Source organism: Kitasatospora sp. NPDC097605 (assembly GCF_040302725.1).
Taxonomy (GTDB): domain Bacteria; phylum Actinomycetota; class Actinomycetes; order Streptomycetales; family Streptomycetaceae; genus Kitasatospora.
This window is the reverse complement of record NZ_JBEOSF010000008.1, coordinates 142,403-159,348: the sequence shown is the minus strand read 5'-3', so window position 1 is coordinate 159,348 and position 16,946 is coordinate 142,403. Positions and strand designations below refer to the sequence as shown.

Here is a 16,946-nt window from a genome sequence, read left to right as displayed (position 1 = left end):
CCGGGGCTTCCTCGGGGCCGGACTCACTCGGGCCGCGGCAGCTGGATCCTCTCCCGCCTGGTCGCGCCGATCACCTCGATGCCCCTGGTGCCCGTGATGCCGTCCAGCGGCAGCGCCTCGGTGTACGGCGCGGTGACGGGCAGCAGGAAGCCGGAGGGCAGCGAGCCGGTCACCTCGATGCCCCAGTACTCCGGCTGCCTGATGTAGACCAGCGGGACGAGGCGGACCGTCATGCTCTCGTAGGGCTTCTCGCCGCTGACGATCAGGATGAAGGTGCCCGGAACGATCCCCGGGACGGCCTTCGCCTCCTCGAAGTCGATCAGGCGCACGGACTCCGGCGCCGGTCGCTGACTGAAGTCCTCCGTCATGGTGACTCCTTTCGTCGCAGAGTGTCATGAATTGATCACTCGTTGACGCAGGGTAGTCGAGGATCGCCCGCGAACCATGTCTCCAACACGCCGTCCCGCGGGGTCGGAGCGGACCTCAGAACTCCTTGACCAGCCGTCGGTGCCCCGGCCCCCAGCGGTATCCCAGGGCCGTGTTCACCGCGACCATCGGCACGTTCCCGACCTCGACCTCGGTGTGCGCGGTCCGCACCCCGTGTCCGGCGAGGTGCCGGGCGGCGTGGAGCTTGAGCGCCCGCGCCAGGCCGCGGCCCCGCCACGGCCGCAGCACCCCGGTGTAGTCGATGCGGCAGGCCCGCGGGTCGGGGCGGGGGTGCACGACCGTCGCGCCGACGATCCGCTCCCCGCACTCGGCGGTGAACACCCAGTCGGGCCGGCCGTCGGTGCCGCCCAGGGCCTCGGCGCGCCACTGCTCGAAGTCCGGGAGGGCGTCGGCGAACCCCGGATTGTCGCGCAGGGTCTCCCGGTAGAGGCGGTGGAGCTGGCGCTCAGGCTCGGGCGCGACGGAGGTGGCGAGGGTGGCCAGGTGCAGGCCAGGCGGCGGCTGCGGGGCGGGCAGGTGGGGCCCGAGCGCCGCCACGGCCGACCGGATGTGGGCGTCCACTCGGTAGCCCCGGCCGAGCAGCAGGGCGGTCACGTCCGAGGGGCACGTCCCCCGGTTGTGCCCCGGCTCCCCGTACCCGTCCGGGAATTCGCCGAGCAGCCGGGAGGCGCCGGCCCCGCGCGCCCACTGCTCCAGCCCCTCGTAGAGCGGCAGCAGCCAGGCCGGGGCGCGTCCGGGGGCGCTGACGGCGAGCGAGGCGAGGTCGCCGGGCGGCGTCCAGGGGGCCCGCCAGGCGGTGGCGAAGGCGAGCAGGTCCCCGGACGGTCCGGGCTGGACCAGTCGCACCCGCCCGTGCCCGGTGAGCCGCCCCCGGTGGTCGGTGGAGAACACGTCCGCCTCCGGCAGCGCCGCGTCCCGCTCCCGGAGTTCGGCCACCGTCACCGGCTCGGGACGGTCGGCCGACAGCAGCTCGGCCAGCGGCGGGTAGTCGACGGCGGGCCGGAACGGGCGGATCACCCGCGACCACCCGGGACAAGTAAGTGCGTCACATGTGAAACCTTACTAGCGCCCCCGCTCGCCCGGCCGGCAGATTCCCGAGCGGCTTCGCGTGGACCCGGTTCACCTGCCCCTGTGTGGTGGTTCGGGCTGTCTGCCTTGAACGGCGGAGCGGCCGTTCGCCGTGGTGTGAGCGGGGACGGGACGGAGGCCCCCCGAGGACGGTGCGGGGGCGGTCACCCGGTGGGGTGGAGAATGCCGCAATCCCCGGGCGGGCGGGCGCGGTAGGCAGTACGGTGCCCGCATGACCGTGCTCGTCCGCCGTCGTCACATCGACTTCGGCCGCATCCACTCCACCGGCTGTCCGGTCATCGTCTGATCGTCCGATCACCCGGCCCGTCCGGCCGCGCCGTCCCGTACGGGCGCCGCCGAGGCCCGGTGTCCTCCCGTTCGCCGCACGGCGCCCGCCGCCCTCCGGGCCGGCCGCTCCCGCCCGCGCGGCGCCCGTTCCGGGCACGCACCCGACCTGCGTACCCGCGCGTCCCCGTGCCCGGCCGACTACGATCCGACCGCACCGAAAGGACGTCAGTCCGCCATGACCGACACCGCCACCGACCACTACCTGCGCAACAACGCCGATTACGCCTCGGCCTTCGGCGGGCCGCTCCCGCTCCCGCCGGCCCGCCGCACGGCCGTCCTGGCCTGCATGGACGCCCGGCTCAACGTCTACGGCGCGCTCGGCCTCACCGAGGGCGACTCGCACGTGATCCGCAACGCCGGCGGGGTGGCGACCGACGACGCCATCCGCTCGCTGGCGATCAGCCAGCGGCTGCTCGGCACGCGGGAGATCATCCTCGTCCACCACACCGATTGCGGCATGCTCACCTTCGCCGACGACGCCTTCCGCGAGTCGATCCGGGAGGAGACCGGCATCAAGCCCCCGTGGGCGGCCGAGGCCTTCGCCGACCTGGAGACGGACGTCCGGCAGTCGGCTGCCCGGATCCGCACCAGCCCCTTCGTCCCGCACACGAACGCCGTGCGCGGCTTTGTCTTCGACGTCGCGACCGGGCTCCTCCAGGAGGTCCTGCTCTGACCGGCGGCTCCGACCGGTGGCTCTGACCGGCGGCTCCGACTGGCGGCTCTGACCGCCGGCGTCCCGGTGCGACCGGCCGCACCGGGACCGCTCGTCAGTGCCTGTCCGGCCCGCCGCCCAGCAGGTGGACCAGGCCGTCGGCGAGGCCGCCGCGCCAGCAGGCGTAGTCGTGGCCGCCGTTGAACTCGCGGTAGGCGAGGTCGTAGCCGCGCGCGGTCAGCACGTCGCGCAGGTGGCGGTTCTGGGTGAGCAGCATCCACTCCTGCAGGCCGACCTCGACCCAGAAGCGGGCGCCCCGGCGCTCGGTGGCCGCGAACCGCCGGGTCAGCCACTCGCTGCCGCCGTCGAACTCGGTGCCGTCCGGCCACCAGAACGAGCCGGACTGCGACAGCACGTTGCCGAACCGGGCGGGGCGGCGGAAGGCGGCGAAGGCGGCGGTCAGGCCGCCCGCGCTCTGGCCGGCGATCACGGTGCGGGCCGGGTCGGCGGTGGCCCGGTGCTCGGCGGCCGCCCAGGGCAGGATCCGGTCGGCGAGCAGGTCGACGAAGTCCGGGTTGCAGCTGAGGTCGTCCGGCCGGCCGGGGCCCATGGTGTGCACGAACAGGGCGACGGTCGGCGGGATCAGGCCCTCGGCGGTCAGGTTGTCCAGGGTGTCGCCGAAGGACAGCACCTCGCCCCACATCTCGCCGTCCAGCAGGACCAGCACCGGGTACGGGCCGGCGTCGGCGCGGTGCCCGGCGGGCAGGTGGACGTCGATCCGCCGCCCGGCCGCCTCGGCGCGCACGGTGCGCCCGCGCGGCACGCCGTCGCGCCGGCGCGCGTACGGCTGGGCGGGCGCCTCGGGCAGGGCGAGCACCGAGGAGGGGTGGCGCCCGTCGCGTCCGGGCAGCCGGTCCCCGGTGCCGTGCGGGTCGGGGCGGGCGCCGTCCAGCACCCGCAGCCAGTCGGGCCGCCGGGTGCCGGGGACGGCGCCGCGTACCGGGTACAGCTGGTAGGAGGCCCGGTGGTCGGCGCGCAGCCGGTAGCGGCGCGACCAGCCGCCGGCCCGGCGCTCCATCAGGTGCGGGGTGAGGTCGCCGGCGTGCCGGTCCTTGTCGGTGACGGTGTGGACGAGCGCGAGCACGCCGTCGTACGGCTCCTCGCCCGGTTCGTCGCGCAGCACGAAGGTCACCCACCGGTAGGCCGGGTCGTCGGGGTCGGGGTCGACCAGCGGCGCGCCCTCGGCGGCCACCCGGGCCCAGAACTCGTCACCGCTGGCGGTCTGTTCGCTCGGCACGGAAAGAACTCCTCGAAGAAAGGGGGAAGGATCAGGCGGGGTTGCCCTTGCGGCCGAGCAGCACCCAGAGCAGGAAGGGGCCGCCGAGCACGGTGGTGACGATGCCCACCGGGATCTCGACGCCGGAGATCAGCACCCGGCCGAGGGTGTCGGCCAGTACGATCAGCACCGCGCCGACCAGCGCCGAGCCGAGCACCGGGACGCGGGCCGGGCCGGCCAGCCGTCCGGCGACCACCGGCGCGGCCAGCGCGACGAAGCCGACCGGCCCGCAGACGCCGACGGCGAGGCCGGCCAGCGCCACGGCGAGCAGCAGGCAGGCGAGCCGGACCCGGCCCGGGTCGACGCCGAGCGAGGAGGCCACGTTGTCGTCGAACCGCAGGACGGCGAGGCGCCGGGCCACCACCAGGGCGAGCGGCACCAGCACGGCGAGGCCGATCAGCACCGGGGTGGCCACCTCGTAGTCGCGGCCGTTGAGGCTGCCGGAGGTCCAGACGTACAGCGAGGACGCCGAGCTGAGGGAGCGCCGGGCCATCGCCACCTGGATGACGGCGGAGGCGAGCGCCGACATGGCGAGGCCCACCACCAGCACCCGGTAGCCGCGCGCGCCGAGGCCGCCGGAGACGACGGTGACCACGGCGACGGCGACCAGCGCGCCGACCGGCCCGGCCCACCAGGCGCCGAACGTGCCCGAGGCGGTGACCGAGATCAGCACGGCGGCGGTGGCGCCGTCGTTGACGCCGAGCAGTTCGGGGGTGGCCAGGCGGTTGCGGGCCAGCGTCTGGGTGAGGCAGCCGGCCAGGCCGAGCGCGGCGCCGGCGGCCAGGCCCGCGACGATCCGGCCGAGCCGGAACTTCTGCACCAGCAGCACGTCCAGCCGCTCGCCGTAGCCGAAGACGGCCTGGAAGGTGCGGCCGAGGCCGAGTTCGCTCTGGCCGGCGTGCGCGGAGACCACCACGGCGGCCAGCAGCACGGCGGCGAGGCCGAGCGCGGCCAGCGCGGAGCGGCGGGGGAGCAGCACGGACAGCGCGCCGCGCCGGATCACCAGGTCGGGCCGGGGCGCCTTCTCCTCCGGGTGGCCGTGGCGGCCGGAGGACTCGGCGGGCGCGGTGTCGGTCATGCCGAGCGCGGCCATCCGCCGGGAGCGGACGATGGCGATCAGGGTGGGCGCGCCGATCAGTGCGACGATCACCGAGACCGGGGCCTCGAACGGCCGGGCCACCACCCGGGCGAGCACGTCGGCGCCGGTCAGCACGGCCGCGCCGACGAGTCCGGCGAGCAGGGTGAGACGGCCGACCCGGGGCCCGGCGGCGGCGCGGGCCAGGAAGCCGGCGAGCAGGCCGAGGAAGGAGATCGGCCCGGCCAGGGCGACGGCGGAGGCGGTGAGCAGGGTGACGGCGAGGGCGACGGCGGCGCGGGTGGCGCCGGGGCGGTGGCCGAGGCCGCGGGCGAGGTCGTCGCCGAGCGCGAGCGCGGACAGCGGCCGGGTGGTGAGCACGGCGACCACGAAGCCGACGCCGAGCACCGGGGCGAGCTGGCGCAGCGTGGTCCAGCCCTCCACGCCGGCCAGTGAGCCGAGCACCCAGACCCGGTAGCGGTCGTACGCCTCGGGGGAGTTGACGATGAGGACGCCGGTCAGGCCGCCGAAGGTGGCGCCGACGGCGGATCCGCCGAGGACCAGCCGCATCGGGGAGCCGCCGCCCCGGCTGCCGGCGATCGCCAGGACCAGCCCGCTGGCCAGGACGGCGCCGCCGAAGGCGAAGGCGAGGTAGCCGTAGGAGGTCTGGACGCCGAGGACGGCGATGCCGAGCACGACGCCGAGCGAGGCACCGGCGTTGACGCCGAGCAGGCCGGTCTCGGCGAGCGGGTTGCGGGTGACGGCCTGCAGTTGGGCGCCGGCCACGCCGAGGGCGGCGCCGACCAGCAGGGCGGTCAGGGTGCGCGGCAGGCGCAGGTCGCCGACGACCAGGGCGAGCCGGCTGTCGGCGCGGGCGCCGTCGGTGTCGAGCAGGTAGTCCAGCACCCGGCCGGGGCCGACCTCGCCGGCGCCGACGGACAGCGACAGCGCGGTGAGCGCGAGCAGGGCGGCGAGGATGCCGCCGACGGCGGCCCAGGAGGTGCGGCGCGGCCGTTCGGCCGCCGGCGGGGCGGGGGCGGGGGGATCCGCGTCGGCCGCCTCGGCGGTACCCACTTGCGACAATGTCATAAGGTAAGGCTAACCTAATGGTCATCGCGGTCGGGCAGGTGTCCGACCCGGCGGCGGATCCGTTTGGACCGCCCAGGTTCGCGGCACCGCAGCACCGTTCCACCGCTCCACCGACCGCACCGCCCGTCTGCAACACCCCTGCCCGGAGGCCCCCATGTCGACCCGCCAGAGCCCGCTCCACCCCGCCCGCCGTCGCGCGGTCCAGGCGCTGGCCGCCACCGGGGCGGCCACGCTCCTGCTCGTCGGCTGCGGCTCGTCGGGCTCCTCCGACAAGGGCTCCTCCGCCGGCGAGGGCTCGCCGTCCGCGGCCTCCACCACCGCCGCGGGCGGCCCGGCCGCCGACGCGGCCGGCGGCAAGCGGACCGTCAAGGACGCCACCGGCACCGCCGTCGAGATCCCCGCCGAGCCCAAGCGCATCGTCACCCTCACCCAGGAGGACCTCGACGCGGTGCTCGCCCTCGGCCTCAAGCCGGCCGGCATCACCAACGGACAGGGCCTCAACGAGCCGCCGGCGTACCTGAAGGACAAGGTTCAGGGGATCCCGGTGGTCGGCAACCTGCTGCAGCCCGTCATGGACAAGGTGATCGCCGCCAAGCCCGACCTCATCCTGGCCGGCGACATGCAGGACCAGCAGGTCCTCAAGCAGCTGCGCGAGATCACCCCGGCCACCCTGGTCACCATGGCCCCGACCGACGACTGGAAGCTCTCCTTCCGCGGCATCGGAAACGCCGTCAACAAGCTGGAGCAGGCCAACAAGGTCATCGCCGACTACGACGCCAAGGCCGCCAAGGCCGGCGGCGAGCTCGGCGAGAACAAGGGCAAGGCCGTCTCCATCGTGCGCTGGAACCCGACCGGTCCCAGCTGGATGGAGAAGAAGCAGTTCGCCAGCGGCGTCGCCCTCGACATGGGCCTGACCCGCCCGCAGGCCCAGGACAAGGACGGCAACGCCCACACCCCGGCGCTGAGCCTGGAGAAGATCAACGAGATCGACGGCGACTGGCTGTTCCTCTCCACCCTCACCGACGACGGCAAGGCCGCGCTGAAGGACGTCCAGTCCAAGCCCGCCTACCAGGAGCTGAACGCGGTGAAGAACAACCACACCGTCACCGTCGACGGCTCGGTCTGGTCCACCCGCGGCGGCCCGCTCGCGGCCGACGTGGTGATCGGCGACATCGGCAAGGCGCTCGGCGCCAAGTGACCGCCGGCGGCGGGTGCCCTCCGCGGCACCCGCCGCCTCCCCGTCCGCTCATCCGCCCGTCCGTCCGCTCGTCCGTTCGGGCGAATTCGTCGAAGGAACCCGCCATGGAGTTGACGGTCGAGGGCCTCATGGCCGGGTACGGCCCCGGGCGCCCGGTGCTGGGCGGCGTGGACCTCACCGTGCCCGCCGGGCAGGTGGTGGCCGTCGTCGGCCCCAACGGCTGCGGCAAGTCGACCCTGCTGCGCTCGATGGCCCGCCTCCACCGGCCGGACTCCGGACGGGTGCTGGTCGGCGGCGAGGACATCTGGAAGCTGCGCCCCCGCCAGGCCGCCCACCGGGTGGCGCTGCTGCCGCAGAGCCCGCAGGCGCCGGAGGCGGTCACCGTGGCCGGGCTGGTCCGCTACGGCCGCCACCCGCACCAGGGCCTGTTCCGGCAGTGGTCCGCCGACGACGAGCGGCTCACCGCCGAGGCGCTGCGGGCCACCGGTGTCGAGGAGTTCGCCGACCGCCGGCTCGACCGGCTCTCCGGCGGCCAGCGGCAGCGCTGCTGGCTCGCCATGGTGCTCGCCCAGGACGCCCCCGTGGTGCTGCTCGACGAACCGACCAGCGCCCTCGACCTCGGCCACGCCGTCGAGGTGCTGGAGCTGGTGCGCGAGGTCGCGGCGGGCGGGCGCACCGTCGTCATGGTGCTGCACGACCTCGCGGCGGCGGCCCGCCACGCCGACCTGCTGGTGGCGATGCGCGGCGGGAAGGTGATCGCCTGCGGGCCGCCGCGCGAGGTGGTGGACGCGCCGCTGGTGCGGGCGCTGTACGACGTGGACAGCGATGTGCTCGCGGCCCCCGGGGACGGCGCGCCGGTGATCGTCCCGCGCGCGGGGACGCGCTCCGGGGCCGCCCCGGTCGGCTGACGCGGGCCCACCCGGTCCCTCGAACGGCCGGGCGGGCGCGGCGGGTTTCGGCCGGTGCCGCACCCCGGTGTGGTGTGCTGGACGGGCGTCCACCGGACGTCCGTGCCGCCGCCGCGCCCGCCGTCCCCGGGAGGGGTCACCGATGCTCCGTCGCTCCGCCGCCCTGTTCGTCGCCCTCCTGCTCGGCTCGGCCGCCGCCGTCGGCTGCTCCTCGGCCGCCGCGCCCGGGCACGCCGGGGCGCCGTCCCCGCCGCCCGGGACCGCGCCGGTGGCCACGACTCCCGTGACCACTTCGCCCGTGACCACTTCGCCCGTGGCCACGCCGACCCCGACCCCGACGCCGACCCCGGCTTCGACGCCGACCCCGTCCCCGAAGCCGGGCGCACCGGTCGCGGTGGACGTCGTGGGGACCGTCACCGACGGCCTGGCCTCCCCGTGGGGCCTGGCCGTCCTGCCGGACGGCGACCTGCTGGTCTCCGAGCGCGACGACGCGCGGATCCTGCGGGTCTCCGCGAAGGACGGCAGCCGGACCGAGGCCGGCACCGTCCCCGGCGTCACCGCCGGCGGCGAGGGCGGCCTGCTCGGCCTCGCCCTCTCGCCCGGCTTCGCCTCCGACCACCAGGTCTACGCCTACTTCTCCACCGCCTCCGACAACCGGATCGCCCGCCTCGACTACGACCCCGCCCGCCCGGCCGGCTCCCAACTCGGCGCGCCGGCCGTCCTGCTGACCGGGATCCCGCACGGCCCCCGGCACAACGGCGGGCGGATCGCCTTCGGCCCCGACGGCTTCCTGTACGCGGGCACCGGCGACGCCAGCGAGCGCCCGCTCGCCCAGGACCGCGACTCGCTCGGCGGCAAGATCCTGCGCCTCGCCCCGGACGGCACCCCGGCCCCCGGCAATCCGTTCCCCGGCTCCGCGGTCTGGTCGCTCGGCCACCGCAACGTCCAGGGCCTGGCCTGGGACCCGCAAGGGCGGCTCTGGGCCTCCGAGTTCGGCCAGGACACCTGGGACGAGCTGAACCTCGTCACCCCTGGCGGCAACTACGGCTGGCCGACCGTCGAGGGCGCCGCCGGCCGGCCGGGGTTCGTCGACCCGGTCGCCCAGTGGCACACCGCCGACGCCTCCCCGAGCGGCATCGCCCATGCGGCGGGCGGCGTCTGGATGGCCGCGCTGCGCGGTGAGCGGCTCTGGCGGATCCCGCTGGACGGCGGCGGGCTCGCCGCCCCGCCCCAGGACTACCTCTCCGGGGTGTACGGCCGCCTGCGCGCCGTGGTGGCGGACCGGGACGGCACCCTGCTGGTGCTCACCGACAACACCGACGGCCGCGGCGACCCGCACCCCGGCGACGACCGGATCCTGCGGCTGACCGTCAGCCCCTCCTGACCGTCAGCCCCTCCTGATCCACCGACCCCTTTCTGACCCGCTGACCCCTTCTGACCCGTCAACCCCCTCTGACCCGTCAACCCCGCCTGACCCGGACCCACGCTCGATCACCCGTTCGAGCGGTTTGAGTGCCGCCCCTTCCCGCCACCCGACGTTCCTACTGCTCAGTACCCCTCCCCGCGGGCCGCGTTGTCAGTGTGTCCCGTTACGTTCCTTCCATCACTGACCAACTGGGAGGAGAGCGGCCGTGGCGTGGGTGGAAACGGGAGCGGGTGGCTACCAAGTCGCCTTCGACGAGGAGGGCAAGGTGGTCTGCCGCAACGCGGCCGGCCGCCAGTTGAAGGCCGTCCCGCCGAAGCTGAACGACGACCCGGTGGTCGTCGGGCTCCGGCAGCTCACCGAGTGGCTGGAGGCGCACCGCCGCGGCTGCCTGGAGAGCGTCGAGCGGTGGATGGTCCGCTCGCTGCCGGTGCCCGCCGCCGTCGTCACCGCCGTCTGGGCGGACGAGGCCTGGCAGGAGGTCCTGCGCGACCTGGTGGTCACCGGGCCCGACGGCGCGGTCGCCGGCTTCCTGCGCGGCGCCGACGCCGAGCGCGGCCTCGGCCTGGTCGACCTCGACGGGGACACCGTCCGCCTCACCGACGGCGAACTGCGGATACCCCACCCGGTCCTGCTGGAGGACCTCGACGAGCTGCGCGAGTTCGCCGTCGAACTCGGCGTCTCCCAGCAGGTCCAGCAGCTGTACCGGGAGGTCTGGCACCGGCTCGCCGACACCGCCGGCACCGAGGTCGACACCTACGCCGGCGGACGCTACGGCGCCCTGCGCGACCTGCTCGGCCGCTGCGCCCGGCTCGGCTACCGGGTCCGGGGCGGACACGCCGTGCTGCCGGTCGTCGAGGACGGCCTCGCCCTGGAGGCCAGGGTCTGGGTCGGCGACTACTACGAGTACGACGAGTGCGAGACCGGCTCGCTCAGCTGGACCGGCCCGGACGGCAAGGTCCTGCCGCTGGCCGAGGTCGGACCGGTCGCCTGGTCCGAGGGGATGCGGATGGCCGCCGCACTGTACGCCGGCCGCGCGATCGAAGGGGAGGAAGCCGCATGAGCACCACCACCACCGGACCCGACCGCACCACCGGTGCGTCCGGCGCCGACGCCGCCCGCCACGAGCGCCTGCTGGAGGCCGGGGCGATCCTCGCCCCCGGCACCCTGGCCGGCGCCGGCGCCCCCGACAGCGCCGCCGACGTCCTCACCGCCCGCACCTACGCCCACCCCGCCCTCGACGGGCGCCGGGTCGTGCGCCTGGTGCCCGGCGCGCTCGGACCCGCCGAGGACGCCGCCGTCGACTTCCTCGGACTCACCCCCGACGCCGAGCCCGTCGAGGTCGGCCAGGTCCGCCAGGAGGCGCTGGGCTTCCCCGCCTGGGCGCTCGTCCACGACCCGGCCAACGGCCACCACGCGCTCGCCCTGGTCAAGGAGATGGAGCGGCTCGCCCGCCAGGCCAAGTCCAAGCCCGGCCACGCCAAGGACGGCTTCGACGAGCTGGCCACGCGGCTCGGCCGCGCCGTCCCGCACTTCCTGCCCACCTACTGCGAGCAGGTCGGCCGGATCTTCCTCGAACAGGGCAACCAGACCTACGCCAGCACCTTCTTCGGCAAGGCCCGCGAGGCCGAGCGCACCCACAACCTCACCGTCGACGAGGAGCGGCTGCGCGCCGTCTTCCTGGAGTTCGCCCTGGCCGGCGCGCTCAGCGTCAAGGCGCTGCGCCAGTACGTCAAGGAGCTGAGCGTCCGGCTCGACCCGCTGACCGCCTGGCAGCGGTTCCGCCAGCTGTGCACCGAGCGCTCCGCCGCCGGCATGGCCCCCTACGCCGGGGTCGCCGAGGACGCCCGCGCCCTGCTCAAGGCGGCCGGCCTGGACCGGGAGGAGCACGAGCGGGAGCTGCTCGTCGAACTGCTCGCCTCACCCGCCGTCAACCGGGCGCCCGCCACCTTCTGGAAGGCCTGGCGCGGCCAGGTCGTCGAGCTCGGCCGGGGCGACGCCGCCGTCCGCGCCCGCCTGCTGGAGCTGATGCCCGACCCGCCCGGCAACGACGACGCCGACGTCCAGGACGCCGCCTGGCTCGCCCTCCTCGCCGACAGCGACGCCGAGCGGCTGCTCACCGACCCGCCCGCGCCGGCCGCGGCCGGCGCCGAGGCCCCCGAGCCGGCCGCCGCCTGGCTGCAGCGCTGGACCAACCACCTCGGCCGGGGCTGGCGCGACCGGGACCTGAACACCGAGACCGTCGCCCTGGTCACCCGGATGCTGGAGCGGCTGCGCGCCGAGGCCGTCCCGGTCGACCTCTTCACCGGGGTGCGCCGCAGCGCCACCCAGCTCGAACTGCTCGACCTGCTGCTCGCCGAGGGCGTCCTGGTCGCCGACCCGGCCGACAACCACAGCTTCCAGATCCAGCCCTGGGTCGCCGGCTCCTCCGCCGACGGCCGCACCCTGGCGGCCGTCGCCGCCGACCCGCGCTTCCGGCCCGCGCTGCGCGCCGCCGTCCCCGCGGTCTGGGACACCGTCGACAAGCGCGGCCTCGCCGCCCGGCCGGTGCTGCGCGAGCTGTTCATCGAGTGGTCCGACGCCCGGGTCGACGAGCTGGAGACCGTCCGCGGCCTGGAGAGCGCGGCCGCGATGCTGCGCGCGCTGAGCTCCCACCGCACCGGCATCCGCGACGAGAACCCGGCCGCCGCCGCTCGGATCGCCGGCCTCGACGTGACCGGGCTGCTCGCCCGCGCCCTGCGCGGCGGCATCCTCGACGAACTCGGCTGGCCCGCCCTGGACGAGGCGCTCGCCAAGCTCGGCGTCGAGGCGGGCGACACCCCCGGCTTCGGCAACGGCCGCAACCTGCCCGACAAGCTGGTGCTCCAGGAGGCCTGGCCGCACCTGGTGCTCTGCCGGGGCAACCAGGTCGTCGTGGCCGGACCGCAGGGCATCGTGCTCGAACACACCCTGCGCATCCCCCACAAGCTGGAGAGCCACCAGACCCCCCAGTTCCGCTTCGTCGACGGCGAACTCCTGGTCGCCTGGCACCAGGACGGCAATCAGCGCGCCTACTGGTCCGGCCGGCCCGCCGAGACCTTCGAACTCGGCGGCGAGACCATCGTCCGCTACTACGGCGGCAACGACGAGATCGAGATGCCGTCCATCCCGCTGCCCGGCGGCGGCCGCACCGGCGGACACCGTCCGCTGCACGCCGGCGACACCAAGGTGTCCGACCAGGACCACACCCTCACCGACGGCACCGGCTACTGGACCGCCCGCTGGAACCGCGGCCAGGTGCTGCACGAACTCGACGCCGCCACCGGCACCCTGGGCCGGGTCTCCGAGCCGCCGCGGATCGCCGCCGGCGCCGCCGCGGGCCGCCTCGACGTCGGCCGCACCCGGCTGCTGCCGCTCCAGGAGGGCCTGACGGACACCCCGCTCGGCACCGACGGCACCGTGCTCGGCAGCTGGGTGCGGGTCGACGGCCGGCGGGTCACCACCGGCACGGCCGACGGCACCACGCTCGTCGCCGTCCACGACGGCGTCCAGACCCTGATGTACCCGCGCGGCCGGCTCGCCCTGCCCGGCGGCGCCCGGCCGCTGGTCCAGGACGGCCACCAGCGTCACCTCGCCCTCGGCCTGACCACCGAGGACTCCGCGGCGGAGGGCACCGTCACCGCCGATCCGACCGGCCTGACCTGCGACCTGGTCCCCGGCCGCCCCGGCGGCCTGGACGCCGCCGGCACCGCCATCGTGCCGCCGCTCGCCCACTGGCACGCCCTGCGCCCGCGCGACGAGCAGGGCTCCACGGTGCTGCGCACCGTCACCGACGAGCAGGCCGCCCGCCTCGTCGATGCCGCCTGGCCGGCCGACGCCGAGCCGGTCCCCGCCGGGGAACAGCGCTGGATCACCGTCCAGGGCGTGCGCCGTCCCGTCGTCAGCAGCGGCAAGGCGGTCCAGGAACTCCCGCTCGACGCCGTCGCGGAACAGCTGCCCGGCATCACCCACCGGTGGCTGCTGGCCGGTGTCACCGGCCTCGCCCGCGCCGCCGCCAACCTGCTCGACTCGATCGCCCGCTACCTGCCCCAGCCCGAGAACACCGGCCGCGCCACCGGCTCCTCCGACGCCCCCGGGTACGCGTACCGGCCCGAGCACGGCATCGACCACGAGCTCGAATCGGCCGCCACCCTGCTGCTGCCCGGCATCGGAGGCTTCGGCCGCTCCTGGGAGCGCAGCACCAACTACCGCGTGCTCAACAACCTCCGGACGGTCACCGCCGTCCTCGCCGAGCCCCCCGCCGCCGACGGCGACGGCTGGAGCACCCCGCACCGGATCGACCTGCACGGCGACGACACCCACCACGGCTGGCTGAACGCGCTCGGCAACCTCGCCACCCTCGCCTACGCGGCCGCCGCCCCGCTCACCTCCGCCGAGCACCGCGCCTCGCTCGCGCTGCTGCTCACCGAGCTCACCTCCGGGCCGCTCGCCGACCGCGGTGCCACCCTGCGCCAGGTCCGCCTCACCGAGCCGCTCACCACCAGCGGGAGCACCCACGAGGAGAAGCACGATCGCCGGGCCGGACAGGTCTGGCGGCACGGCGAGCGCACCGTGATCATCCTCGGCTGCAGCCACCACGCCGACGACAAGGTCTTCTGGCTCGCCGCCGACCACGACCCGAGCGGCGCCTTCGGCCCGGTCGCCCACTTCGGCACCGGCTTCGAGCGCGTCACCGAGGACACCGTCACCGCCGACTGGGTCGCCCGGTTCACCGCGCTGCTCGCCGAGCGCGGCGCCATCACCCACCGCGCCGAGCGCGCCGCTGACTTCGGTGAGCGCACCGGCATCGGCGCGATCCGCTCCACCCTGCTGTTCAGCCCCACCAGCGCCCTCATCCAGTGGTACGGCTCGCCGCTGCCCGCCGCGGCCCTCAAGGAGTACGGCCTCAAGTCCGCCGAGGCCAAGGCCGCCCGCGACTGGCTGCGCGGGCGCGAGCGGAAGGTCCTCGCCGAGGTCTGGGCCGCCCTGCTGCCCGAGGACCCGGAGGACCTCTGGACCACCGGCCCGGACAGCGCCGCCGGCGCTGCCCGCTGGACCGAGCGCCTCGGCCGGATCGTCACCCTGCCCGACACGGACCAGGCCGCCGTCAGCGGCACCAGCGCCGAGAACGTCGAGGAGGTCCTCAACTTCGCGACCACCCCGTGGCTCAGCCGCACCACCCGTCAGCGGCTGCGCGCCGAGGGGACGGCGGGCACGGTCGGACTGCTGCCCGACGACCCGGACGCCCTGCCCGGCTACAGCAGCCTCTCCGAATTCGTCGACGCCCTCGCCTGGCTCGCCTACCGGCTGTCCTGGAGCAGCCCGCTGCGCGCGCTGCTCGCCCCGGCCGTCCGGGCGCTGCGCACCCGCCTGGCCGACCCGGAGCTGCTGCTCGCCTACGATCTGCGCCGCAACAGCAAGGGCGATCCGCTGGCCGCCGTCCTGCGCACCCGCTACGGCTTGCCCGCCGAGGGCGGCGCCGACGCCGACGGGCTGGTCCGCTGCGGTGACGCCATTGTGCTGTCGCCCGGCCACGACCACAACGCGGCGGAGTACATCTGGTGGCGCCCGGCCGGTGTCAGCGGGCCGCAGGACCCGGCGCTGGAACTGCTCGCCGGCCTGGCCGACAGCCACTGGCTGGCCCGTCAGCGGACCGTGCTCACGGCCCTGCTGGACGGCGGACTGGAGCGGCTGGTCGCCCTGCCGGACCTCCCCGCCGAGGCCGCCGCCGCGCAGGCCGCGGACGGCGGGGCCGAGTTCTGGCCCCACCACCCGCTGCTCACGGTGCCGGAGCTGGTCACCGAGGTCGCCAAGACCCAGGAGCTCGGCGAGGACGCCGCCGTGCTCTACCTCCAGCTGCTCGCCCTGCCCGACCCGACCGACCGCAACGTCGCCCGCTGGACGGGCTGGAAGCCGGCCCGGCTGAAGAAGGCCCGCGCCGAACTCCTCGCCTCCGGGCTGGTCGTGGAGGCCAAGCGGGCCCGCGCCGGGCGCACCCTCTTCCTCCCCTGCGGCTGGCAGGAGGCCAAGGCCCCCGGTCTGCCCGTCGAGACCTGGAAGGCCGGCCTCTACGACCTGCCCACCCACCACGCCGCGCTGCCGCAGCTGTCCGTCCCGGAGCTGTTCACCCGGGCCTGGCGGCGCGTCACCGACGGGGACGTCCCCGGCTTCGAAGAGCTCCAGACCGGCAAGCGCAGGAAGGCCCGCCGATGACCACCACCACCCATGCTCCCGGCGCCGCCCGGCAGGTCGTCCTGCCGGAGGAGCGGTACGCCGCCGAACTGGAGTTCCTCGCCGCCCACGACTCCGGCCCGCGCCCGCCCGGCTGGCGGCTCACCCCGCGCGCCGTCGTCACCTTCGTGATGGGCAGCGACGGCGAGAAGCTCAAGGCCGGCCGCAAGAGCCTGGCGATCGAGCAGAAGTTCGTCGGCGAGCGGGCCCTGGTCGAACGCTGCGTCGTCACCCTCGCCGGGGAGCGCGGCCTGCTGCTCGTCGGCGAGCCCGGCACGGCCAAGTCGATGCTCTCCGAACTGCTCGCCGCCGCCGTCTGCGGCACCAGCGCGCTCACCGTCCAGGGCACCGCCGGCACCACCGAGGACCAGCTCAAGTACGGCTGGAACTACGCCCTGCTGCTGGCCAAGGGCCCCAGCCGGGAGGCCCTGGTGCCCTCCCCGGTGCTCACCGCGATGACCACCGGCGCGGTCGCCCGGGTCGAGGAGGTCACCCGCTGCCTGCCCGAGGTCCAGGACGCGCTGGTCTCGCTGCTCTCCGAGCGGCGGGTCGCCGTCCCCGAACTCGCCGGCAGCCCCGACGGGCAGCTGCACGCCGTCCCCGGCTTCACCCTGATCGCCACGGCCAACCTGCGCGACAAGGGCGTCAGCGAGATGTCCGCCGCCCTCAAGCGGCGGTTCAACTTCGAGACGGTCGGCCCGATCGGCAGCCTCGCCGCCGAGGTGGACCTGGTCCGCCGCCAGTCCACCGCCGCCGTCGCCCGCGCCGGGGCCGCCTACGCGGTGGACGACGCGGTGCTGGAGGCCCTCGTCACCGCCTTCCGGGACCTGCGCACCGGCCGCTCCACCGAGGGCTGGGACGTCGAGCGCCCCTCCACCGTGATGAGCACCGCCGAGGCCGTCTCGGTGGCCACCGCCCTCGGCGTCACCGCCGCCTACCTGCCCGACGGCGGCGACCTGCTCGGCCGCCTCCCCGGCCAGCTCATCGGCGTCGTCCGCAAGGACGACCCGGCCGACGCCGCCCGGCTGCTCGGCTACTGGGACGGCCCGGTCCGCCGCCGCGCCGAACAGGGCGCCGCCACCTGGCGCACCCTGTGGGACCTGCGCTCCGCCCTGGAGCACTGAGCCCCCGCCGGCCCGGCGCCCCCGCGGGC

At 75.6% G+C, this 16,946-nt stretch carries 11 protein-coding genes; 7 read left to right on the top strand and 4 right to left on the bottom strand.

Annotated features, from left to right (window positions below):
* Positions 1-23: 23 nt before the first annotated feature.
* Both ABTX81_RS12200 and ABTX81_RS12195 read right to left on the bottom strand, forming a co-directional pair.
* Complete coding sequence (locus ABTX81_RS12200; protein WP_350543521.1) at positions 24-368, bottom strand: hypothetical protein; 345 nt, start codon at positions 366-368, stop codon at positions 24-26.
* Positions 369-483: 115 nt separating this feature from the next.
* The gene (locus ABTX81_RS12195) at positions 484-1,464 is read right to left on the bottom strand and encodes a GNAT family N-acetyltransferase (protein WP_350543519.1); all 981 of its coding nucleotides are present in this window, start codon (positions 1,462-1,464) and stop codon (positions 484-486) included.
* A gap of 574 nt (positions 1,465-2,038) precedes the next feature.
* Here ABTX81_RS12195 and ABTX81_RS12190 point away from each other — a divergent pair.
* Positions 2,039-2,536 (top strand): beta-class carbonic anhydrase, encoded by a 498-nt coding sequence (locus ABTX81_RS12190; protein ID WP_350543517.1) that lies wholly within the window; start codon positions 2,039-2,041, stop codon positions 2,534-2,536.
* Positions 2,537-2,630: 94 nt separating this feature from the next.
* Here ABTX81_RS12190 and fes read toward each other — a convergent pair whose 3' ends face one another.
* Together fes and fhuB are read right to left on the bottom strand one after the other, a co-directional pair.
* Entirely contained in the window at positions 2,631-3,812 is a 1,182-nt protein-coding gene (gene fes / locus ABTX81_RS12185) for an enterochelin esterase (protein WP_350543516.1), read from the bottom strand.
* A 31-nt stretch (positions 3,813-3,843) separates the two neighbouring features.
* The gene (fhuB, locus tag ABTX81_RS12180; protein ID WP_350543514.1) at positions 3,844-6,015 is read right to left on the bottom strand and encodes a Fe(3+)-hydroxamate ABC transporter permease FhuB; all 2,172 of its coding nucleotides are present in this window, start codon (positions 6,013-6,015) and stop codon (positions 3,844-3,846) included.
* Between the two features lie 154 nt (positions 6,016-6,169).
* Here fhuB and ABTX81_RS12175 point away from each other — a divergent pair, with 154 nt between their 5' ends.
* From ABTX81_RS12175 to ABTX81_RS12150, 6 genes are all read left to right on the top strand, one after another.
* Positions 6,170-7,213: an ABC transporter substrate-binding protein gene (locus ABTX81_RS12175; RefSeq protein ID WP_350543512.1), complete on the top strand. Its 1,044-nt coding sequence runs from the start codon at positions 6,170-6,172 to the stop codon at positions 7,211-7,213.
* Between the two features lie 104 nt (positions 7,214-7,317).
* Positions 7,318-8,121 carry an ABC transporter ATP-binding protein gene (locus tag ABTX81_RS12170; RefSeq protein WP_350543510.1) on the top strand — a complete coding sequence of 268 codons (804 nt, stop codon included), beginning with the start codon at positions 7,318-7,320 and terminating at the stop codon, positions 8,119-8,121.
* 142 nt (positions 8,122-8,263) lie between these two features.
* Positions 8,264-9,505 carry a PQQ-dependent sugar dehydrogenase gene (locus ABTX81_RS12165; protein WP_350543508.1) on the top strand — a complete coding sequence of 414 codons (1,242 nt, stop codon included), beginning with the start codon at positions 8,264-8,266 and terminating at the stop codon, positions 9,503-9,505.
* Positions 9,506-9,752: 247 nt separating this feature from the next.
* On the top strand, positions 9,753-10,607 hold the full coding sequence (locus ABTX81_RS12160) for a DUF4132 domain-containing protein (protein WP_502892753.1): 855 nt from the start codon (positions 9,753-9,755) through the stop codon (positions 10,605-10,607).
* Positions 10,604-15,775: a hypothetical protein gene (locus tag ABTX81_RS12155; RefSeq protein ID WP_350543506.1), complete on the top strand. Its 5,172-nt coding sequence runs from the start codon at positions 10,604-10,606 to the stop codon at positions 15,773-15,775. Before ABTX81_RS12160 ends, ABTX81_RS12155 begins: the two co-directional genes overlap by 4 nt.
* On the top strand, positions 15,772-16,917 hold the full coding sequence (locus ABTX81_RS12150; RefSeq protein ID WP_350543505.1) for an ATP-binding protein: 1,146 nt from the start codon (positions 15,772-15,774) through the stop codon (positions 16,915-16,917). The genes ABTX81_RS12155 and ABTX81_RS12150 overlap by 4 nt, the downstream gene beginning before the upstream one ends.
* Positions 16,918-16,946: the final 29 nt, after the last annotated feature.